This window comes from Deltaproteobacteria bacterium GWC2_55_46 (genome assembly GCA_001595385.3).
Lineage (GTDB): Bacteria > Desulfobacterota > GWC2-55-46 > GWC2-55-46 > GWC2-55-46 > UBA5799.
This window is the reverse complement of the sequence record LVEI03000001.1, coordinates 2,444,716-2,466,958: the sequence shown is the minus strand read 5'-3', so window position 1 is coordinate 2,466,958 and position 22,243 is coordinate 2,444,716. Positions and strand designations below refer to the sequence as shown.

Genomic DNA, 22,243 nt, shown 5'->3' with positions numbered 1-22,243 from the left:
GCTCTATCTGATGGACGTGCGGCTCGAACGTCCTTTTCAGTTCAAGCAGCTCTGACCATCCTGACCTGCTCCTCAAAGATGACGGGTAAGACTTCAAGCTCATATCGGCGCTATAGGCATTATCAAGGGGATCGATCCTAAATAGGGTGCGAAGATAACAGAAAACAACATATTTTTCCAGACAATAAGGCGGGATGACCATGCCGCATGCATTGATTTAAGGGGAGAAAAGGAAGGAATAGACGAATGGGGCCAAGATTAGAAAAAGACCACTAGGATTTTAAAAAAAACCGACAGAATGGCACGTTACAGCTTTTTATTCAAACGGACCATCAAGTTTATAACCATAATTCTAATCCCGGTAGAACGCAAGCAAGGAACGATAGAATCCACCTCGCTCCGCCATAATATAAGGGGCAGCGCGGATTGGAGCGGCCCCTTATTTTTTAACCCTCCCCATGACAGACAGTAGAGTCTAAAGCGACTTGCGCCTGCCCCTGTACTCGACCAGGAATCCGAAAGATATCCCGGTAAATAAAGAAATGAGCGAGCCTATCTTGACTATCTTCTTCCTGTCCGGGAATACCTTCCTGTCAGGCTCCCTTGGAGAGTCTATCATAGTGAAGGCGAAGTTCTCCTTCATCTCCGACATCATCGACGTCTCTATCTGCTGTGCTATGAGGTTGTATATCTTCTGCCTGATGATAGGGTCCGCGGTAGAGTAGAGCTGGTTTTCGAGGTACTTCTTGTTTATCCTGGCTATCCTTTTCGCCTCGCCGCTCATGTGGTCCATTAGCGCTGCCAGCATGCTCTCCACGACCTTTGCCGCTACCCTGGGGTCGGTGTGCCTCGATGTTACGGTTATCGTGTTCTCCTTTATATCGAAATTTATCGTCAGCATGGAATCGAGCTTTCTTATGCCGTCCCAGACAGTTGGGGCGCTCCCCATGCCCGCCTTCGCTCCAGGTCTCACCGCGGCCATGGCTGCCTTGATCAATCCGGTGTAGCCAGCCGCCCTCTCTCCGTCAGGCTTCACGGGAAAGAGCTCCCGCATAAGTCCATACTCGTTAATGGCGCGCTCGCGGAGCTGATTTGACTTAAGGAGGCTAAGTATCTCGGATGAAGACGCCGATGCCGGCAGAGAGAGCCCTCCGAACTGCTGCGCGAGCGTGGAGAGGCCGGAGTTGGCGTCGGCCCTCCGGTTCACCGGCATTATTACCGCCCTGGCCTGGTAGATGTCTTCTATCGTAAGCGAGTAAATGGCGGTCACGGCCGTCAAGACGGCCGCGACCATGATTATCAAGAGCTTCCTCGCCCATATCACCTGCCAGTAATCGACGAGGTTTATCTCTTTTTCGAGAGCCTTCCCTTCCGATCCCATTTAGTAGATACCTCCTTGTGAAGACGCGGGCCTCAGGTGCCCCTTCCCCTCGGCCATATGCTCAACGTATTTTCTGAGAAGCATCCTCAACGTCTCGCCCGAGCCGTCCATTTCCATACCGTCCTCGAACTCGCCAAGTATCCGCTCTATTTCGCCGAGCTGATGCCGCCTCGTGTTCCTGGCCATGAATATCTTTTCGTGGGCGCTCGCGCCCTGTATCTCCTCGTTCGTGAATATTTCCTCATAGAGCTTCTCGCCCGGCCTCAGGCCCACGAACTCGATATCTATGTCCCTGTAGGGTTCGAGGCCGTTAAGCCTTATAAGCTCCTCGGCGAGCTCGGCGATCCTCACAGGCTTGCCCATGTCGAGGACGAGTATCTCACCGCACCTGCCTATAACAGAAGCCTGCAGCACCAGCGAGGTCGCCTCCGGTATTGTCATGAAGTATCTCTTGACCTCCTTGTCGGTGACCGTGAGCGGGCCGCCGGCCCTCAGCTGGTCCATGAAAAGTGGCAGCACGCTTCCGCGGCTTCCGAGGACGTTGCCGAAGCGAACAGAGACGAAGGAAGTATCGCCGCCTCCGAAGGAGCGGCATATGTTCTCCGCCATCCTCTTGGTCGCGCCCATCACGCTCGTCGGCCTCACGGCCTTGTCGCTGGAGATCATGACGAACTTCTTCACCACGTGAGCGACGGCGGCGCTGGCCATCTCGTAGGTCCCGAACATATTGACCCTGACGGCCTCCTCCGGGTTGGACTCCATCATCGGCACATGCTTGTAGGCCGCGGCGTGATAGACTATATCCGGCCTGTATGCCCTCATGACCGCATTTACCCTCTCCCGGTTCCTGACGTCGCCGACAACGAAAGCGAACTTTTCAGGCGTGTTCATCGCCGCCACTCCAGGGACGTTCTTCCTTGCCCTGAAATACCTCGGATATGCTCTCCTCAGCGCCATCTCCATGTTGTGGAGCTCGGTCTCATCGATGTCGAACAGGACGACCCTTTCTGGCTGGTAGGCGGCCACCTGCCGGACTATCTCCGAGCCAATCGACCCTCCCGCGCCGGTTACGAGGACCACTTTTTTCCTTATGAACCTGGTAACGCTCTCTCGGTCTATCTCAACAGCCTGCCTGCCGATGAGGTCCTCGATCTTTATCTCCTCAAGGCTCTTGAGGTTTATGGTCGGCTGGTGGAAGTCGTATATCCTTGGGACTATCTTTATGGAATCGACGAGCTCCCTGGCGGTGTCGAAGATGGCCTTGAGCTCCTTGCGGCCGAGCGTCGGGATGGCTATTATGACCAGCTCTACCTTGTGGACAGTTATGACCTCCTTCAAGCTTTCCATGCCGCTGAGCACCCTTAGGCCGTGGATGGAACAGCCTATCTTATTTCTGTCATTGTCTATGAAGCCCACTGGGCAGAACTCCGGCCTCTTCTGCCTGAGGATATCCCTCAGTATCATCTCGCCCGTGTCCCCTGCCCCTATTATCAGGGTCTTCCTGCAGTTCCTCCTCTTCAGGTTCTTGTGCAGTATGTCGAGTACCACCCTCTTCGATATCCTGAGCCCGGAGAAGAAGAGTATCGAGAGCGCCCCGTCTATGAGGAAGATCGACCTGGGTAGAGTCGGCGCGCCCGGATGCAGCCGCCGGCTAAGTCCTGGCATCTCTGGCAGGAGCAGCAGCATTATTACCATCAGGACAAGCTCAGCGACGGCTACCGCGCTGAGTATCCTCAGCATGTCCTCTAACCCCACATACCTCCATGTCATCCTGTAGACCCTGAACGAGCCGAAGACGAATAGCTTGGCCACGATAAAGAACGGGAGCGCGTAGAGAAAGACGCGCCAGCGCTCTGCGTCCATGGCGAAGTCGAATCTAAGCTGGAACGAAAGATACAGGGTCGCGGCCAGCGCCAGTACGTCCGTCATGAAGAAAAATGAGAGCCTTTTGGCAGGGCTCGGGGTGAGGATACTCAGGACCTTCTTTTTCATAGATTACCTTCTGTTTTCTGGATTGCCCTGCCCTTCGAGGGCAGGCACTTTATCGACTTGTAGACAACCGCCGCGAGGAGCGCGAACGCGGCGGCAAGACGGAGCGCGCCCCCGCCCGGCAACGACAACAGCGCCGCCGCGCCGAGGGCCGCCTGCGCGCTGGCGTAGCCTAAAGAGACCTTCCAGTGCGCCACGCCAAGCTCGTTGGAGATGTACTGATAGAGGTGGCCCCTGTGTGCCATGAAGATGTTATCGCCCTTCACAAGCCTTACGGCTATGGTGATAATGGCGTCGGCATAGAAGATGCCCAGGAAGGCCGCCATGCCCATGAACGACCCTGTTCCGGCAGACATCCTCATGACGAGGGCGGCGAAGAGGAAGCCCAGCGACAGGCTGCCGGTATCCCCCATAAAGACCCGCGCCCTGGGGAGGTTGAACGGCAGAAAGCCCAGGCAGGCGAAGATGGGGACAAGCGCCAGCGCGAAGAGGCCCGCGCCGGCAAGATAGGCGTAGAGGGCCAGCATCCCAAAGGCAGCTACACCCATGAGGCCTGCCATGCCGTTAATGCCGTCCATGAAGTTGTAGAAGTTAGCTGTGCCGGCGAGGAATACCACCCAGAAGATCACTACCCCGAGCCCCGGGAACGTTTCCGGCAGGCCGAGGGCAGATATAGCGAGCAAGAGCGACAGGGCAAGATGCGCCGGAAGGCGGACCTTAATGGACAGGCCGGCCATGTCCTCGACAAGGCCAAGCCCCCCGACAGAGGCAAGCGCGAAGGCAAGGAGCGGCTCACCCTGGAGGCTCGCGGCGGCAACAGACGCGGCAGCTATGCCGAGGCCTGCGCCCCTCGGCGTGGGCTCTGTATGGGAACTCCGTTCATTAGGCATATCCACAAGACCGAAGGCACGGCCAAACCTGTATACAAGCGCCGCGCCGGCAGCGCCGCCCAGAAGTCCTATAACGGCATAAAGAAAGACCATCAAGCCCTCTCAGTCCTTTCCCATGTCATCCTCTGCCTGCCGGATACGGCCTTCAAGAAGCCGATGAAGAGCGCAAGGTTGAGGTTGCAGAAATAAAACGGCGCGTGGACAAGAAAAGGCAGCCCTCTTCTTTGCAGGCCAATGAGCCCAAGCGCCGCGGCCCCGTAAAAAGCGGCCTGGAGCGCGAAGGTCCATCTGTATAGCGCGCTGTCGAGAAGGAAGGCGTTCATGATGAAAAGGGCCGGGAGGATAAATGGAGCTGCCCACCTGAAGACCCTGTGCGACCAGTAGATGAAGGCCCTCAAGCCAAGCAGCGGATTGAGGAGGGAAGCGAGATGCCAGACGGCTATATAGTGCCCTGCCCCGTCCCGTACGTGCCTCATGAACTCCCCCGCGGCGTTCATCGCGACATCCTCGTAAGCGACCGCGCCCACCTCGTATACGCTCATGTAACCGCTGGCCACGACCCTCATGGAGATAATGAAGTCGTCGTTGATGGTCCCGGCCGGCAGCGGCTCGAAGAGACGCCGCCTGATGGCGTAGAGCGCGCCGTTCGCCCCGGAGATGTAGCCGAGCCGGCTTTCAAGCCTCTTTATTGCGGTCTCGTACCTCCAGTAGGCGCTCTCGCCCTTTCCGCTGACTATCCCGCCGGGGTTCCTGTAGACGAGCCTCCCGCATACGCATCCGACACGCCGGTCGGCAAAACGCCTCACGATGAGCCGGAGAGAGTCCCTTGCGCATTCCGTGTTCGCGTCGGTAAAGAGGACTATCTCGCTCTTTATAGGGCGCATGGCCATGTTTAAGACCCCGGACTTCCCGGTGCGCGGGAACTCGATCAGATGTAGCCTTGGGTCTTCCGCGGCCATAGACCTCGCTATCGCGTTTGTGGAATCGGTCGAGCCGTCGGAGGCGACCCAGACATTGAGCAGGCTCCCCGGGTACTCCATTGCGAGCGCGTTTTCTATCTTCGCCCTTATATTCCTCTCCTCGTTGTAAGCGGCTATGAGGACGGCTACAGTAGGAAGGCCAGCAGCCGGGGCGCCCTCTGTCGGCATTTCACTCTTGAGCGCCCGGCTGAGGACGAAAAGGACAGCCGGATACCCGATGTACGCGTAGACCAGGACCGAAAGACCGGCCCAGAAGATCAGCTCAAACATCTTACCCTCCCTCTGCCCGGCCCCCCGCTCTCCTGAAAAGATACCTGGCGAAGATCCTGGCGGATTTGATCGTCTTCTTTAGCTCCTGAGGGTCTCTCATGCCCTGCTTGAGCTTGTACATGATGTACTTTGGCCCGAGGTAATAGCTCCGCCTGGCGCGGTCGCAGAAATCAACAAGGTCACGGGCGGCAAGCTCAGGCGTGCTCACCACGCAGTTGTGAAGGCCCTCCGGGGTAAGCCACTCTCTAAAGTCCCTCGTGGTCAGATAGCTATTCTCCTCGGCCCACCTGTAAGCCTCGGTCCCGGGATAGACCATCAGGGGGAAGAACTGGCAGGTGTCCGCGCCAAGCTCCTTCGCGAACGCCAGCGACTTCATCAACGTCTCCCTGGTCTCCCCCATGTTCCCTGCCATGAAGCAGGCGTGGAGCATTACGCCAGCCCTCTTCGCGTCCTGGGAGAAACGCCGCATGCGCTCAACTGTAACTCCCTTCCTCATCTTCCTCAGGACCGTGTCGTCGGCGCTCTCGAAGCCTGCGACGATGAGCCTGCAACCGGCCCTCTTCATGGCCCGCATGGTCTCAAAGCCCAGGTTGGCGCGGCACTCGACCGTCCACGGCAGCCTTATCCGCTTTTTGGCCATCAGCTCGCAAAACTCTAACGTGTGCTCCTGGCTTACGGAGAAGGTGTCGTCATCTATGAGGACCTCCCTCGCCTGAGGCAGCTCCTTTTCTATGTACTCGAACTCTGCCACGATGCTCTCCGGGCTCCTCTGCCTCTGCCTTCTGCCAAAGGCCTGCTGAGGGTAGACGCAGTAAACACACCTCGCGTTGCACCCCCTGCTCGTGAAGATGGAGACGACCGGATATCTGCAATGCGCGTAGAAATAATCTTCTATCCTCAAATGCCTCTTGTAGACCTCTGAGACGAAGGGCAACGAGTCCATATCCTGCAAATACGGCCTGTCCAGGTTTGAGCGTATCGAGCCGTCCACCCTCAACGTAAGGCCCTGCGTGGCGGCGTGGCTTCCATCAAGAAGCCTTGCGGCTAGGTCAACGAGCGTAAGGTCGTATTCGAGGCGCGCAACCGCGTCCACCCTCTGGTCGAGCGCCAGCGATTCCTCAGGAAGGGCAGAGACGTGGGGACCGGTCAAGACTGTAAAGGTGCCTGGCAGGCGCTCCTTGACGCAGGAAGCCACCTCGACGTCGTTGTAGATGCTTGGGGTCGACGTATAGACTACCGTCATCTCAGGCATGAACTCACCGGCCAGCCTGTAGCACTCCTCCCTGCTGAGCCCTCTTGCCGGCGCGTCCACGAGCATCACCTCGTGCCCTGCCCTCTCAAGAAGCCCTGCCGCGTACGCATGCCAGATCGGGTAATATATCGTCCCGCTCTTTGTGACCGCCGGGCTCCTTGAAAAGCGCGAATACCTCGGCAGAAAGGGCGGGTTCAAAAGAAGTATCCTCATCCTGCTCTCCTTCTCATTAAGCGGCCCCCGCGCCACGGTACCGCACCTTATCCGAGAGCTTCCTTATGAGGTTGTTGTTGAAAAAAAGCCTCTGAAAGAAGATGGTGGAGGCGAGATAGGCCAGCGGGTACTTTAGCGCCCCGTACCTTTTGAAGATGCGCTCCACACCCTTCTTCTGTATGTCGAGGGTCGTCTCCCTCAGCCTTTCCGCAAGCGCAAGCCTGTCTTCCGTACCGAGCTCTGCTGTCGTGAAGAACGGCTTTCCCGTGCCCCTGGAGAACCTCAAGTTCTTGTCCATGCTGTCCAAAAGCTCCATCGGCTCTCCGGTCCAGGCCCTCTTCTCCTCCACCCATTTCCATAGCTCGGTGCCGGGAAAGGGTATGAGGTTATAAAAATCGGCCTTCAGGACCGGGTACTTCCTGGCGACCCTTATCGAGTCTTCTATGTCCCCCATGGTCTCGCCCGGCGTGCCGTAGACGAAAAAGAGCGAGACCTCGAAGCCAAGCTCGCAGCTCAACTTAATAGCGTTCTCTATCTGCTCCATGCTCTCGCCCTTCCTGAGGGCCTTGAGGACCTTGTCGTTGCCGGCCTCCACGCCTATGCCGAAGCTCCTGAAACCCGCCTGCTTCATCTTTAAGAGCATCTCCCTGTCGACACGGTCAGCCCTTATGCCGTTGGACGCCCTGAGTGTAAGCCCCTTGAGGCCCCTGCTCTCGATCTCGTCGCACAGATCGAAGACCCTTTCCCTGTAGAAGGTAAAGTTGTCGTCGAGAAAGTTGAATATCCTCTTCCCCCTGCCGTACCAGTATTCAAGCTCGTCGCCTATGCCATGTATGGAGCGCACCCTTACCTTTTTCCCTAGCGTGAGGCCTACCGAGCAAAATATGCACGGGTACGGGCAGCCGCGTGAGGTGATGACGCCTATCTCGTTGGCGTACCTGTGGAGCTCGAATTTTCCGTACCTGGGCCACCTGATGCTGTCGAGGCCTGTTGGCCTCTCAAAAGGCATGCCGGAGACGACTTTTCCGCCGTCCCTGTAGATAAGCCCTGGTATGCGCCTCAGTTCCTCTCCCTTGCAGAAGCTCACAAAGGACTGCTCGGCCTCTCCGGCAAAGGCGAGGTCGATCTCAGGGTACTCCTCGAGGACCTGAGCGCCGAGTATCGTTATGTGCGGCCCGCCAGCGACGGTGGTGACCGACGGATAGCTCTCCTTCACAGTCTTCAACAGGGCGAAGAACTTCTTGTGCCCGACCGTGTAGACACTTACCCCAACGCAATCGTATCTTCCCCGGCCGATCCTCTCGATCACGTCCTTCTCCGAATACCCCAGTTTCATATCGATAACGTCATAATCGACTCCGGCGGCCTCAAGCGCTTCCGCAAGGTAGCCCGTTCCCAACGGCGGCCTGCTCGATCCAAGCTCGTCGGAATAGACGTTATAAAGAAGCAGCACCTTCACTCTTTCCCCTCCTTCGCGGCCTCAGCGAACCGCCGACGCGCTTTGATATCAGTTCATCACCGTCCGTCGCCCCTCCGGCGTCCTTGCTTTCGAGGATACTGGAAGCCGCCCTGAAGACCTCGCCGGCCGAGATCGCCAGCACGCACGCCCCAGCCCCGTTTGCTCTATGAAGGCAATAGAACTGCCAGCATGGAGAACAGAAAAAATCCTTGTAGACGACGTTAATATCCTGCGTCCCCAATGGCCTGAATACCTTGGGCGACTGGGGGCCCATCATGGCTACTATCGGTATCCCGGCGGAGGCCGCTATGTGCATCGGGCCGCTGTCTAAACCTATATAGAGCGCCCCTGTTGAAAGGAGACCCTTAAGCCCGGTAAGCTCGATCCTGCCGCACAGGTTCTCGACCCTGCCGCCGTACTCGACAAGCGCATCCATTATTGGCAGCGCCACGGCATCGTCGGCCCCTGAACCGACGAGGGTTATCCTTGTAGCGCCGTCCCGTTCGAGGAGCATCCTGCACAGTTCCGCGTATCTCACGGCCGGCCATCTTCTGAGGGCGTTGCCCGATCCGATGTGAACGAAGACCCTTTCGCACGCCGCTTCGCGATGACTCGCCGCGTTGACGCGGGAGATGCCGGGCCTGCCGGGGAAGAGCTGCCCGAAGAGGTCTTCAAGGCATTCGGCATAGTGCATGGACCTGCCTTGCGCCGGCTTTCCGGTAATAACGGGGGACCAGGAGCGCCTGAGCGGAAGCGGGTACTTGGCCGCGCTCACGAACCTGAGCCGTCTTTTCAGTAGCCAGGCGAATGCCTTCATGTCGCCCCTCAGCCATACGGCCGCATCATAACGGGCTCTGCCGAGCTCAGCGGCAGGAAAGAAGCTCTCAGTGCCCCTGGTATACTTCCTTGAGTTATAGGTTATGACCTCGTCGGCCACCCCACTGGCGGCGCACAGGTCGGCGTTTATCGAATCGAGGAGCACCGCCACCGTTACCTCGCCCCTGCCACCATCTTTTACGGCCCTCAGGAAAGGCTCTGTAAGGACATAATCGCCTATCTGACCAAGCTGTATGACCAGCAGCCTCCGTATCTCCCCCCTCACAGGGAAGAACCTCTCAAGCAGTACGTGTGCCAGGGCCTGAAGAGCCGAGGCGCCGGACATGGCAACCGCCCTTGAAAAAAACGCGGCCCGCCTCAAAACAGGTACCCCTTCGCCGCGTAGACGATCAGCTTCATGTATTCCAGGCATACGTTAGCCACCAGGCCTTCTTCCTTCCACCAACCAGAGAGCCCCTCATCAAAGGGCCTCGCCGGGGAGAAGCCAAGAGAGACGCCGCTTCCGCCGAAAACGTTCCTGAAGACCAGAGAGACCCTCCTCATGTGGTACGGCGAGCTTACTACCACGATGGACTTGAGCCCCTTCGCAACAGCGAACTCACGGACCGCGAGCGCCTCTTCATAGGTGCTCGTCCCCTCCTCTATCGTCGTGATGCTCCCTTCTGGCACGCCGTGGCTTGAAAGCCAGTCCCTCGAAATGGAGGCAAGGGACCTTCCCTCCCGGTAAAAGACAAGTCCCTTTTCCAGACCTCCGCCGGTGACGACCACGACCCCGGCGAGCCCCTTCCTGTACAGTTCCAGACAGTGCTCGACTCTTTCGGTCTCAGCCCCCGAAAGGCAGACTATGGCATCGTTGCCTGTGCCGGGACCGGTATCGACAAAGAGCGCCCTCGCCGGCAGATCAAACACCGCCCTGTGGTACACGAGCAGGAATATCACCGCAGCCACCGCCACTAACGCGAGCTTAAAGCGCCTGGCGCCCTTCATGACGACTCCCGGGCGAATAACCGTCCACCCGCCACATACATGGAGGCAAGAAAGTTCAAGAAGCCCACGTAAAGGTAATCAGGGGCCGCGTTGGCGGCCACGACGGTTGCCATGAGCGCGGCCCCCAGCCCGAATTTGACTATTAGCGTATGCTCTGGCCTTGAAATCCGCGCCCCTGAGCGGTATACGAGGTAAAAGACGTATATGAGCAATGCGAGCCCGACCGTGCCTGTCTCCGCCATCCATTGTATGTATGTGTTCATGGGCGGGAAGCGGGAGGCGAGGAAGAGGCTAAGGAAGGTCTCCGGCACGATGAAGTAGTTTACGGCTATGTCCCTGAGATAGGTGGGAGCAAAAAAGACGCTCTGCCCTATCCCCACCCCGGTCTGAATGTTATCAAGGAATATCGCGAGCCCTGCCGTCCAGGAAGCGCTCCTCACGTTGATATAGGAGAACTGGATGAACGTCTTCCTGAATACTGTCTCGTATATCTCGGCGTGGAAGACCGCCACCACTGCAATGGCGCAGACGGCGATTACGGATAGCTCTTTCCTCCCCAGGTATTTAGCGCCTGCGACAGCTGCCGCCAACATGGCCGAGAGTATCCAGGCGGCCGAGTAAGTCGAGATGATGCCGACGATTGCCGCGGCGCACATGGCCATGAGGACCCACCTCGGGAACCATATCCTGGCGTGCCTCCTGGCGGCAAAGGCCACGGTCAGGAAAAAACCGCTTACGAGCAGCCCGGCAAGGTTGCTCGATTCGCCTATATAGCCCCCGGTGCGCGTCAGTGTCTCCATGGCGGACGGCCTCAGCTCTCCTATCTGCACCCCCAAGAGCACAAGAAGCAGGTATTGGGCCAGCACATACAGGCAGACCGCGAAATAGAAGAGCAGAAAAAAGTTAAGGGCCTTGAAAAAACGCCTCTCGGTGTTGACCGCGTCTATTATGAAGTTGATCGCCATCATCGAGAGGAAGAGCCTTATGAGGAAGGAATAGCCCCGCATCCCAGGCGAGGACAGGCCGCTGGCCCAGGCGTATGAGTACACGTCAGAGGGAAAGGCCTTGGCGGGGTCGATCTTACTGAGGAAAAGCGAGACAGCCGCCCAGATAAACAGGGCGCACATCCCCTTCTGCACCTGGTGGTTCGCGAGAGTAAACCTGCCCCTTAAGAGGCTGTTCATGATGAATACGACGAACATCACCATCGCCACCAGAGATGTGGTGTTCATCATAGCGATCTTGACGGAGGAGGCCAGGAAGACGGTTACTATGAAGAGGATTACCAGGGTGAAGTTTATTCCGTCAGCTTGATCGAGTATCTTTCCTTTTGTTTCCATTCCTTTGAAAGCACCCTTTTGTAAAAGCCGATAAGCCCTGAGGCAACGAGCGCGCGCGAATGCGAGAGCAGGTCGTATTGGCAGCAGACCTCCCCTTTGTGCGCCTCGACCTCAAAAAACGCCCTCTTTATCTCCCGTGGGGTTATCTCTTTCAAGACGAACCCCTCCGGGAGAAGACTTGCCAGCGACTTTACGCTGGAATGGCATATGAAGGCCCTTTTGCAGCAGATCGTCTCAAGGAGCACCCTCGGCATCCCTTCTGAGCTCGACGGGAGTATGACCGCCTTGGACTCAAGTATCCTGTCGAAGACCTCCCCGGGAGCGGCCGCGCCGTGGTAGACGGCCCCGCACATCCTGGCCTTCTCCTCAAATCTTCCACCCAGGGTGTTCTGCCCCCATATGTGGAGCTCCAACGGGTCTTTCGACTCCTTGAGATATTGCGCATAGCCGTCGAGGAGCTCGATTACGCCTTTGTTCTCGACTATCGCCCCGATGTATGCGACCCGATGTCCCATCTCGATATCTTTTCTCAATTCAGGGAAGCTCATCGGTATGGGCAGGAACTCCTTTTTTCCTATCCAGCCGTAGAACTCCTCAAGCTCCCTCGAACAGACCAGGAAGTTATGGCCAAAGCCGAAGTTCGTGTAGAACCTGTCACGGATGTCGACGACCACCTTCGCGCGCGTTACCAGGAGCGCGAGCCACACTACCCTGCCTATGTATCTGGCGTAGACGTACCTCGCGTGTATATGGACCATCTCCTTTCTCGCGAAGAGGATGTAGAAAAGGATTATGAGGTAATTGAGGAGCTGCTTGAAAAAGCTCCTGTTGTTGAGTCCGGTTGAATCGTACCTGAAGAGCCTGTCGTGAACTCTCACAGCGCCGCCGTAGTCACGCAGGCAGCCCTTCTCTGTAAGAACGACAACACTTTCCAGGTCATCTTCATGGCCGTGGGCCAGCTCCTGCAAAATGTTACCGAAACAGACCGCGGCGCCGCCAGGATATGGCGGCAGTATCGAGACTATACAGAGCACCCTTAAACCCATGGATCACCTGAGCTCGTGGCGTTTGAAATATTCAAATGTCCTCCTTAGCCCATCGTCGATATCGACCTGCGGTGAAAATCCCAAGAGCCGCCTGGCCTTCGAGATGTCCGAATAGTTCCTTTTCATCTCGCCCTGCAGGCCGCGCTCGTGCCTCAGGCCAACTCTCATTCCAGTCCCGCTCTCGACGATCCCCCTCACCTTGAAGGCTATCTCGTTAATGCTCGTCTCTCTGGATGTAGCGATCTGAAAGAGCTCTCCGCCGGCGCCAGATCCGGCTGAGAGGACGACCGCGCTTACGAGATCGTCTACGTATATGAAGTCCCTGGTATGCTCGCCGTCCCCGTAGATGACGATCTCCTCACCGGTGAGAGCCTGCCTGAAAAAACGCGCCACAACGCTCGTCTTGTGTGCCGAGCGCGGCCCGTAGACGTTCCCGAACCTGAGAGATACGGTCTTGAGGCCGTAGGCCCAGAAAAAGGCGGAGCAGTAGCCCTCGCCGGCGAGCTTGCCGGCCCCGTACGGCGACATCGGACGGCATGCCCTTTCTTCGTGCATCGGAGGGTCCTGGGCCCCGAGCGGCGCGCTCGACGAGGCGAAGACGAAGGCCCCAGCGCCCATTTCCCTTGCCGCCTCCAGCATGTTGAAGGTCCCTACTACGTTGCTCTCCATATCCTTCCTTGGGTCATCGACCGAGCGCGGAACGCCTGTAGAGGCCGCGAGGTGGACGACGATGTCCATGCCCTTCGCGCTCTCCCGGCAGGCGTCCGGGTCGCCTACGTCTGCCTTTACAAACTCAACTGTCGCGGCATCGAGAGCGCCGCGCGCCTCATCGAGCGCTTCCATGGTGCCGGTGGAGATGTTGTCGAGCACCCTTATCGCGCTTGCCCCGCCAGTCTCAAGAAGTCTCGCTACGAGACTTGAGCCGATAAAGCCGCACCCGCCTGTTATAAGCCACTTCAAGCCGCCTTCCATCTTACCCTCGGCATGAGCTTGCGCTCGTCTATACGCGTCCTGTGCTTTATGATCTTCTCCAAAATGCCTGCGAGCAGCTCTTCTGTCATGTAGTTGGGTTTTAGCCTGAGCTTAAAGAGGCCGTCGTGCCTGACGTTATAATAGTGCTCTTCCTTTTCCTGCCTCGGGTTCTCTATCCGGGTCACGTTCACCTTGAGCCCCAGGCGCCTGCCAGCCTCTTTCACCTTTGAGGCCAGCTCGTTTACGGTGAACTTCTCCGTGAACTGGTTGAATATGCGAAGCTCCCCCTTCTTTGGAGGGTTCAGCATCGAAAGCTCCACACACTGGATGGTGTCATTCAAATTTATGTACCCGCGGGTCTGGCCGCCCTTGCCGTAGACGGTGAGCGGGACCCCGGCAGCGGCCTGGACAAGGAACCTGTTCACAACTGTCCCGAAGATGTCGTCGTAGTGGAAGTTCGGCATGAGCCTGTCGCCAAGCTCCGATTCCGGTGTCGCGATCCCGTAGACCGGCCCCTGCATGAGATCGGTCACCCGGATGCCATATATGCGCGTATAAAAGTACAGGAGGTCTGTATCGAGCACCTTCGTGGTGTGATAGAGGCTTCCGGCCTGTCTTGGGTAGAGGAACCTGTCCTTCCTGCCGTTGTGCTCTATATCTATCCAGCCTTCCTCAATGTCTATGTTCGGTGTTCCGTACTCGCCCATGGTGCCGAGCTTTATTATGTGGCACTCTGGCGCGTGCTCAAGTACGGCCCATATCAGGTTGAGGGTGCTGTTCAGGTTGTTATTAAGCGTCCTGCTCGCGCACTCGTGGTTTATCATCGAGTAAGGCGCCGAGGGCTGCTCCGCGTAGTGCACGACGGCATCCGGCCTTGCGTCTCTAAAGACCCTTGAAAGGGTCCTGTAATCGGTGCAGTCGCCTATCTCGGAGCGCACCTTGAAGCCTGTGAGCGAATGGAATATCTCGGTCCTCTCGATGAGGCACGGGTTTGGCAGGAGCGCCTCTGAGCGCGTCTCTATAGCGATCCTTCGCCTGAAGTAGTTGTCTATGACGGAGACCTCATGCCCCCTTGCCGCGAACGCCATTGCGGTCGGCCAGCCGAGATACCCGTCTCCTCCAAGTATCAATACCTTCATCAGTCCTCCTTCCCTTCCCTTACCTTCCATCCTCGGTCTTTTTTCCAGAACCCAGGCCCGGCCCCCGCAGCGCGGTCAAAGCCGCGTATGCTCTGTTGATATGCCTCTTTATATCCCCGGTGCTGACGCTTACCGCGAAATCTCCCAGGCCATGGCCCATGAACTTTATCCTCCTCAGAAGGAAGGCGTCATCTCCTGGCTTGTTGAAGCCGCCGAAGGTCGTCACGGCCGCCTCGAACCCGGCGCTTCTTACGCACTCAGCCGCCCGTGCCGACACGTCCCTCACCCCACCGAACGGGTAGGCGAAAAACCTCGTTCTTTTTCCAAGCTCATCTTCCAGCCTCGCCTTGCACTCCCGTACTTCGTAGAGCCCGCCCCTTGAGAGCACCGGGTGGGTCACCGTATGGCCGCCTACTTCCACATACCCGCTTCCAGCGGCGGCACGCAGCTCATCCCAGCTGGCAAAGCCGTTATGAGCAGAGCTGCCGAGGGAAGGCCCGCGCCCAACGAGGGCGTCTTCTACCGGAAGACCGGAGTACTTTATCTTCTCCGAGGCCCTGGATATCTGGCGCGCGCCTATGCCCGCGCCTTGGAGCGTATCCCACCACGACATCCTTGAGTGGTCGTCGATGAACGAGGTGGAGATGAAAAAGGTCACCGGCACAGAGTGCCTCCTGAAAAGCGGAAGACCGACCCGTAAAACGTCCTGGTAGCCGTCGTCAAAGGTGAGCGCCGCGTAGAGCTTATCCGGATTTTTCCGCGCCTTTACCATCGAGACCAGCTCGGAGAGGGTTACCACCGCCGCCCTCTCTTTCAGCCATTCCATCTGCGAAGAGAAAACAGTGGCGCCTATTGACAGGAACGGGGCATCAACCGAATCGTCCTCGTGGAGCCTGTGGTAGAGGAGTATCGCGTAGCCCTTCGGGACCGGGCGCACCCTGCTTATTATCGTGAGCCCTCCATTCACAACTCTGGCAGCTGCCGGCATGACCATCTCAGGACACTCCTGCGGACTTAAGTCGCCTGTAGATCTCCCCGAAGTTATCTATGAGCCATGGCTTAGCCCAGATGAGCCAGGAATACTGGATCGACCATGCCCTGGAGCAAGTGAAGGAGCTTGTCTCGACCCTGCCGTTGCTCCACTGTAGCTTGTAGGCCTCGTCGCCCTGAAGAAAATCGATACCCTTCCATCCCTGCCTTTGCCCAAGCTCTGTCAGCATGTGCAGGTGGACCTTGCCCGGAGAGTATTTCTCAAAGGCGGTGTCATAGGCAGGCATATACCACAGAAGCCAGCCATGGGAGAGAAAGCCCAGGTGCATGCTTATTACTTCCGCGCCGCATGATAAAAACGAGAAGTGGAGCCCCTTGCCATATAGGCCATCAACGAGGTTCCCGCAAAAATCCCTCATCCTGTGGTCGAGGAACTTGAGGTTGAACCTGCGCGCCCTCCACTCAGCGGTATGCATGCTGAAAAAAGATGGCAGAAGCTCGACAGCCTCCTCCTTCCCGCCGGGGATATTGAGTCTCAACGTACCTATCTCCTCAAGTCTCCTCCTCTGCCTTCTGAGGTCCGCGCGATGCGTCCTCTTCCATGACCTTTCGGTGGAGGCACTGTCAGCCCCGAACTCGAGCACCGGGCAGACCGTCTCTGATTCTACTGTCCTCATCCCGCTTTCCCGGATGTACGACGCCAAGGCGGAAGTAGAAGGATGGCCCAATGGCAGGTGAGGGAATTCGATGAGCGTCCTTCTGCCTGCCTTCTCCATCAGGTCCTCTATGACCGATCTTACGAACGTCGCCTCAAAGCCCTTTTCTATCGCCGGCAAGCCGTAATCAGCGCTCCTGCCAGATAATGTCTCGGCTATTCTCCCGTAAAAATCCTTGAACGAGGCCCGTCTCAGGCAGAACGGCCAGACCCCGACGAGGCGGCCGCCGTCAAAGCCCGCGTAGAACAACGCCCTGCCGCCGAAGGCCTTCCACCAGGCCCAGTGCCATTCTGGGCCGGAGAAGAGCTGCCCTTCACCTTCGGCTATCCCTCGCCAGCGCTCCCTCAAGGCGAGAAAGGCCTCGGGGGCCTCGTATATCTCTATTCGTAAAGTCATCTCACCTCAAACCGGGAATGTTATTAGCCTCTTCCAGATATCAACCGCGCCCCCACCCTTCCTGCTCACTTCTCTCGGAAGCGTCGGCCAGGGGCTTACCCTGTAGCCCTTCCCGAGATAGCGCTCAAGCCAGCGGTCCCGTTCGCTTGAGTACATGGGGCAGCACATGGGCACCGTGCCGCTTTCGAGCTCCTTGACAGGGACAAGGCCAAGCGGGGTGAGCCTGTCTACCCATCTGCGGAAATTGTCCCTTCTTCTTGTTATCTCCCTGGCGTAGGGGTAATCCCGGAGCACCGACATGCTCCACTCGTCGGCCTTGTAGTCAAGTGTTTCGTATTCGGTAGCGCCGTGCGGGAGCACATGGAGCCCCGTCCTCCGGAGCCTGCTCAGTGGAACACGGTATTTCGCCTCAAACAATTTAAGACGCCCCCTTATCCTCCTAATTCTCTTCTCCGGCGGGAGCATCTCGCCTGCAAGCTTCACATCCCACGTGTCGTCTCCGCCATTGAAGTGCCGGTTCACCAGCAGTGCCGCGCCGTTTACGACCGGCACGGTCTTTCTGAAGCTGTAAATAGAAATGTCGCCGGTGAAGCCGAGGAATCTCCCACCTGGGCTGCTTAAGAAGCTATGGGCGTTGTCCTCTATAAGGTAAAGACCGCGCCTCCTGCAAAGCCCCTTGAGAGAATCGAGTCGCCTTTGCGGGAAGCCGAAGTAGTGTACAGCCAGGATGGCCCTGGTGCTGCCTGTCACCTGCCTTTCGAGATCCGCGATGTCAGTCTCCAGTGAGTCGTTTATCCTGTAGAAGCCGACATTGAGCCCGAGCCGCCTGCATGGGACCATCGCGACATCGCATATGAGGTCGGGATACAGGACCTCGTCCCCGGCCTTTAGCCCGAGGTACCTGTAGCCGTACTCCAGGGCCGTTCTGGCGTAACCGAAGAAGGCCACATCCCTGCCCTCGAATATTTCTTCAAGGCTCAACATGGCCCCGGTACCTCCTGTAGTATCCGATGAACTTTCCTGCAGCCCTGTATGGCAGGAACGAGGCCATGTAAAGAGCGAGCGCCTTGGGGTCCTTCCTTATGTAGCCCCTGAGCGAGCCCCTGAGCCCGGTGTCCCCCTTCTCCCATTGGTTCATGAACCTCTGTTTTGTTATCCTGAGCCTCACCCTGTCGACCTCTTCTCCGTACTCCCTCTCGAAGCCCGGGAATATCCTCAGGTATTTCTCGATCACCATCTGGGACTCCACGGCGAAAAGCTCTTTTTTTGTCCATGTAAGGCTCCCCGGATGGACCCGCCACTTCGCGAGCGGCTCATCGACGTAATCCGCCTCCCAGCCATGGGCTATCCTGGTAAAGAGGTCGGCCTCCTCGTTCATGCTAAGCCTTTCGTCAAACCATTCGCCGAGCCCTTCAAGCGCCTTCCTCCTGAGGATGACCGTCTCCATGGAGAGGAAATAATCCGTAAGGAGTTCACTGAAGATACGCCCCTTCGGCGGCTTGTCCTTCTCGTATATACGCCGCTCGTCGCCCCTGGAGTTAAAAAAGACCGTGTCCGAGTAGACAAGCCCCACCCCTGGGTCCCTGTCGAACAGCGGCACCTGCCTTTCAAGCTTCTCTGCCATCCAGAGGTCGTCGCAGTCGAGGAAGGCGATGAACTCGCCCCTGGAGGCCTTGATCGCCCTGTTCCTGGCTTTGCCGAGAGGCTCGGTTAAGGGGTTACGGAAGTACCTGAGCCTTCCGTCATAACCCCTGGCGATGTCCGCGCTCCCGTCGGTGGAGGCGTTGTCCCAGAAGACTATCTCCCATGAGCCATAGGTCTGGGCGTAGACGCTGTCTATAGCCTCCCTAAGGTACTCCTGCCCGTTCAGGCAGTTCATGATCACGCTTACCCTGGGGAACTCTTTATTCATGGTCATCCGACCCCCAATCGTATTCGATCATTGCGCTATCCATATCCATCCTTTCAGACTCCTCAGGGCTGTGCGGGATGTCCGTGCAGTTGGCGATGAGGGCCGGGCCGCTGGATATGCCCATGAAGCCGTACCAGAGTAGCGGCGGTATCCGAATGAGCATGTAATCGACCTCGCCCGTTTCGATGACCTCGATTGAGCCGAAGGTGGGCGAGCCCTCACGTCCGTCGTAGACGACGAGCCTTATCCTCCCTACAGGGACCGCAAAGTGCTGGGTCATCCTGAGGTGCCTTTTCCACGCCTTCACCTTGCCCGGGTTCACTATCGAGAAGTAGATCTCGCCAAAGCCCTCGAACATGGGAGAATCGTTTCTAAGCATGTGCATGACCCTGCCCCTGTGGTCGGCGAACTGGCCGAGGAGTTCGGTCCTTAGCCCCTCGATCATGCGAGCTCCTCTTGCATGGCCCATGTAAGGCCCTGCCTCGCGGCCTCCCCGACGTAACGCTCTATCTGCCCAGCCGTAACTTCGTACATGTCTTCTGCCCCGGAGTAGTACGACCTGTACCACTCGGCCGTGAGCCTGACAGTCTCCTCGAATGAGAGCACTGCGCGCCAGTTGAGCTCGTGTAAGGACTTGTCGCATGAGAGCTTGAGCAGCTTGCACTCCTTACCCCCAGCCTCCGCCCGTTCATGCCCCCAGCCCGCCCTGCCCCACGAGCTCAAGAAGAGCTCGATCAGCTCGGATACCGACTTGTTGACCTTCTGGTCAGGACCGAAGTTGAAGGCCTCGCCGTGGAACCTGGCAGAGCAGAGGAGATTGGCCCCGAGCCAGAGATAGCCGCTCAAGGGCTCCAAGACGTGCTGCCATGGCCTGGTCGAGGCAGGGTTCCTCACAATGGCCTCCCTTCCAACGGACCACGCCCTTACACAGTCCGGTATGATCCGTGACTCCGCCCAATCCCCGCCGCCTATCACGTTGCCGGCCCTTGCCGTCGAAACCCTTGGAAACTCCGACTTAAACGACCTGGCATACGCGCTCGCGGCGATCTCGGCACAGGCCTTTGAGGCGCTGTATGGGTCGGAACCCCCGAGCCTGTCGTTCTCCCTGTAGCCCCACACGCACTCGAGGTTCTCGTAGCATTTATCACTGGTGACTATGACTGCGGCCATGACCGACCCGGACCGCCGTATGCATTCGAGCACGTTAACCGTGCCGCCCACGTTGGTATCGAATGTGAGCTTGGGGTCGGCGTAGGACCTCCTTACGATAGGCTGAGCGGCGAGATGGAAGACGACCTCGGGCCGGAACTCGTCGAAGACCCTTGAAAGCCTTTCGATGTCCCGGACGTCGCCCTCAAAGCTCTCGGTCCTGCGCCTGAGGCCGCAGACCGAGAAGTTGGACGGCTCAGATGGCAGGTAGGCCGAATACCCGGCCACCCTGGCCCCGAGCGAAGAAAGCCATATGGTAAGCCACGAGCCCTTGAACCCGGTGTGGCCTGTTATAAGGACCCTCCTGCCACTGTAGCTGCCTTTGAAAATTGCAGGGCCATGACCAAGCGCCGTCACCATACCTTCCACCCTGCCTTTCCGCTCTCCCACGACCTCTCCAGCAGCTGCTTGTCCCTGAGCGTGTCCATGCACTGCCAGAAGCCCTCGTGCCTGAAGGCCATGAGCTGCCTGTCCCTGGCGAGGTTCTCAAGCGGGTCGCCCTCAAGTACGGCATCGTCCCCGCCAAGGTAGTCGAAGACCCCAGGCTCGAATACGAAGAACCCGCCGTTTATCCAGCCTTCGCCTGTCTGCGGCTTCTCCTTGAAATCAGTGATCTCGTCGAGATTTCCGTTGAACCTGACCTCGCCGAACCTGGCCGACGGCCTTACCACGGTTATCGTGGCAAGCCTGCCATGGGACCTGTGGAACTCGACCAGTCTCGCGATGTCAACGTTTCCGACACCGTCCCCGTACGTGAGCATGAACGTACCATCGCCGAGCCGGTCCCTGAGCCTCCAGAGCCGTCCCCCGGTCATGGAGTTCGCGCCGGTGTCGACGAGTTGAACGACCCAATCCTTCCGTCCGTTGCCTCCAGCCTCTATCTTGCCGGTCCTCAAGTCTACGGTGATGTCGCTATGGTGGTAATAGTAGTTGAGGAAGTATTCCTTTATCATGCCTCCCTTATAGCCCAGGGCGATTACGAACTCATTGAAGCCGTGGGCAGAGTATATGCTCATGATATGCCAGAGTATCGGCCTGCCACCGATCTCCACTATAGGCTTGGGCTTTATTACCGTCTCCTCGCTAAGCCTCGTGCCAAGCCCCCCTGCAAGTATGACTGTCTTCATGGCCGCCTCGCCGAATAAAATTCCTTTATACCCTCTATCACGCTCCCCTGCTGGGCTTCGGTGAGCCCCGGGTGAAGGGGGAGGGAGAGAAGCTCGCCAAAGAGCCTCTCAGTCACAGGAAGCTCACCGGCCCTGCCCCCGTAGAAGCTCAGCAGGTGGTTGGGGTAATAATGGACCCCGCTTTCCACCCCGCAATTCGCCAGATGCTCACGGAGCGAATCCCTCCTTCCGCCGAGGACCCTCACAGGGAAGATATGCGGAACGATCTCCGCATAATCGTCGGGGAAGAGGGCTATCCAGGGAATCCAGCGGAGCGCCTCGTGATAGGCCCTCGCGAGCCTCTGGCGCGCCGGAGCGAACTCGCCATCGAGCCTTTTGAGCTGGACAGCGCCGATGGCGGCGAACAGGTTGCTCATATGGTACCTGTAGCCCTGTCGCGCCACGTCAAACTCCCAGCTGCGCGCCCCCCGGTATCTTTTCTCGCTGTCGTTTCTGACCCCAAGCAGCCTCGCGTCCTTCACGCGGCTTGCCACCTCGGCGTCTGCCGTCACAACGGCACCGCCCTCACCTGAGGTTATGTTCTTGATCCCGTCAAAGCTGAAGCAGACGATGTCGCCGAAGGATCCGATCTTCCTCCCCTTGTAGACGCTTCCGAAGGCGTGGGCGGCGTCCTCGATGACGCGCAACCCGTGCCTTTGCGCGAACCTGTAGACTTCTTCGAGTTCGCCTGGCCTGCCTGCGTAATGTACCGGCATGATGGCCCTCGTCCTTCCAGTCAGTTTTCTCTCGGCGTCCTTGATGTCAACGGTGCATGTGGCGGGGTCGACCTCGCATGGCACCGGAACGGCACCGGCCGCGCTTATCGCCTGGAAGCTCGCCACGAAGGTGAGTGACTGCACGAGCACCTCTGCGCCGGGAGGCACGCACGCCTCTGTGGCGAGGTGCAACGCCGCCGTACCGGAGCTTACGCATACCGCCTGGGTGCCTGCGCTCAACCATTCACCGATCGCCTCCTCGAACTCCCTCACGAAGCTCCCCATCCCCAGGTAGTCCTGGTCGATGACACCGGAGAGAGCCGTCTTCTCAAGCTCCCCCACGGATGACCTCGACAGTCTGATTCTTTCAGGCATAGTCTCTC

Annotated in this window: 20 protein-coding genes; all 20 read right to left on the bottom strand. The window is 58.1% G+C overall.

The features are described 5' to 3' along the window. Nucleotides 1-475: 475 nt before the first annotated feature. The 20 genes from A2V21_311745 to A2V21_311650 all read right to left on the bottom strand — a co-directional run bounded on the left by A2V21_311745 (nt 476) and on the right by A2V21_311650 (nt 22,235). Nucleotides 476-1,381, bottom strand: coding sequence for a hypothetical protein (locus A2V21_311745; GenBank protein ID OIJ74875.1), 906 nt, complete (start codon nt 1,379-1,381; stop codon nt 476-478). Continuing rightward, nucleotides 1,382-3,373 (bottom strand): UDP-N-acetylglucosamine 4,6-dehydratase, encoded by a 1,992-nt coding sequence (locus A2V21_311740; protein ID OIJ74874.1) that lies wholly within the window; start codon nt 3,371-3,373, stop codon nt 1,382-1,384. Further along, nucleotides 3,370-4,353, bottom strand: coding sequence for a hypothetical protein (locus A2V21_311735; GenBank protein OIJ74873.1), 984 nt, complete (start codon nt 4,351-4,353; stop codon nt 3,370-3,372). Before A2V21_311735 ends, A2V21_311740 begins: the two co-directional genes overlap by 4 nt. Then, a complete protein-coding gene (locus A2V21_311730; protein OIJ74872.1) occupies nt 4,353-5,510 on the bottom strand; it encodes a hypothetical protein in 1,158 nt (385 codons plus the stop codon). The genes A2V21_311735 and A2V21_311730 overlap by 1 nt, the downstream gene beginning before the upstream one ends. A gap of 1 nt (nt 5,511) precedes the next feature. Next, the gene (locus A2V21_311725; protein OIJ75174.1) at nt 5,512-6,975 is read right to left on the bottom strand and encodes a hypothetical protein; all 1,464 of its coding nucleotides are present in this window, start codon (nt 6,973-6,975) and stop codon (nt 5,512-5,514) included. A 16-nt stretch (nt 6,976-6,991) separates the two neighbouring features. After that, nucleotides 6,992-8,434 (bottom strand): hypothetical protein, encoded by a 1,443-nt coding sequence (locus A2V21_311720; GenBank protein OIJ74871.1) that lies wholly within the window; start codon nt 8,432-8,434, stop codon nt 6,992-6,994. Continuing rightward, on the bottom strand, nt 8,412-9,632 hold the full coding sequence (locus A2V21_311715) for a hypothetical protein (GenBank protein OIJ74870.1): 1,221 nt from the start codon (nt 9,630-9,632) through the stop codon (nt 8,412-8,414). Before A2V21_311715 ends, A2V21_311720 begins: the two co-directional genes overlap by 23 nt. Next, nucleotides 9,629-10,258 carry a hypothetical protein gene (locus tag A2V21_311710; GenBank protein ID OIJ74869.1) on the bottom strand — a complete coding sequence of 210 codons (630 nt, stop codon included), beginning with the start codon at nt 10,256-10,258 and terminating at the stop codon, nt 9,629-9,631. Before A2V21_311710 ends, A2V21_311715 begins: the two co-directional genes overlap by 4 nt. Continuing rightward, nucleotides 10,255-11,460 carry a hypothetical protein gene (locus A2V21_311705; GenBank protein OIJ74868.1) on the bottom strand — a complete coding sequence of 402 codons (1,206 nt, stop codon included), beginning with the start codon at nt 11,458-11,460 and terminating at the stop codon, nt 10,255-10,257. The genes A2V21_311710 and A2V21_311705 overlap by 4 nt, the downstream gene beginning before the upstream one ends. Before the next feature lie 95 nt (nt 11,461-11,555). Beyond that, entirely contained in the window at nt 11,556-12,644 is a 1,089-nt protein-coding gene (locus tag A2V21_311700) for a hypothetical protein (GenBank protein ID OIJ74867.1), read from the bottom strand. Between the two features lie 3 nt (nt 12,645-12,647). Continuing rightward, nucleotides 12,648-13,604 carry a hypothetical protein gene (locus A2V21_311695; GenBank protein OIJ75172.1) on the bottom strand — a complete coding sequence of 319 codons (957 nt, stop codon included), beginning with the start codon at nt 13,602-13,604 and terminating at the stop codon, nt 12,648-12,650. Further along, nucleotides 13,601-14,755, bottom strand: a complete 1,155-nt coding sequence (locus A2V21_311690; protein OIJ75173.1) for an NAD-dependent dehydratase — start codon at nt 14,753-14,755, stop codon at nt 13,601-13,603. The genes A2V21_311695 and A2V21_311690 overlap by 4 nt, the downstream gene beginning before the upstream one ends. 19 nt (nt 14,756-14,774) lie before the next feature. Then, a complete protein-coding gene (locus tag A2V21_311685) occupies nt 14,775-15,749 on the bottom strand; it encodes a hypothetical protein (GenBank protein OIJ74866.1) in 975 nt (324 codons plus the stop codon). Nucleotide 15,750: 1 nt separating this feature from the next. Further along, nucleotides 15,751-16,857, bottom strand: a complete 1,107-nt coding sequence (locus A2V21_311680) for a hypothetical protein (GenBank protein ID OIJ74865.1) — start codon at nt 16,855-16,857, stop codon at nt 15,751-15,753. A 6-nt stretch (nt 16,858-16,863) separates the two neighbouring features. Beyond that, on the bottom strand, nt 16,864-17,838 hold the full coding sequence (locus A2V21_311675) for a hypothetical protein (GenBank protein OIJ74864.1): 975 nt from the start codon (nt 17,836-17,838) through the stop codon (nt 16,864-16,866). Next, entirely contained in the window at nt 17,828-18,775 is a 948-nt protein-coding gene (locus A2V21_311670) for a hypothetical protein (GenBank protein OIJ74863.1), read from the bottom strand. Before A2V21_311670 ends, A2V21_311675 begins: the two co-directional genes overlap by 11 nt. After that, nucleotides 18,762-19,214, bottom strand: coding sequence for a dTDP-4-dehydrorhamnose 3,5-epimerase (locus tag A2V21_311665; GenBank protein OIJ74862.1), 453 nt, complete (start codon nt 19,212-19,214; stop codon nt 18,762-18,764). The genes A2V21_311670 and A2V21_311665 overlap by 14 nt, the downstream gene beginning before the upstream one ends. Continuing rightward, on the bottom strand, nt 19,211-20,308 hold the full coding sequence (locus tag A2V21_311660; protein OIJ75171.1) for a CDP-glucose 4,6-dehydratase: 1,098 nt from the start codon (nt 20,306-20,308) through the stop codon (nt 19,211-19,213). Before A2V21_311660 ends, A2V21_311665 begins: the two co-directional genes overlap by 4 nt. Nucleotides 20,309-20,331: 23 nt before the next feature. Beyond that, entirely contained in the window at nt 20,332-21,105 is a 774-nt protein-coding gene (locus A2V21_311655) for a glucose-1-phosphate cytidylyltransferase (protein OIJ74861.1), read from the bottom strand. Then, a complete protein-coding gene (locus A2V21_311650) occupies nt 21,102-22,235 on the bottom strand; it encodes an aminotransferase (GenBank protein ID OIJ74860.1) in 1,134 nt (377 codons plus the stop codon). The genes A2V21_311655 and A2V21_311650 overlap by 4 nt, the downstream gene beginning before the upstream one ends. Nucleotides 22,236-22,243 lie beyond the last annotated feature (8 nt).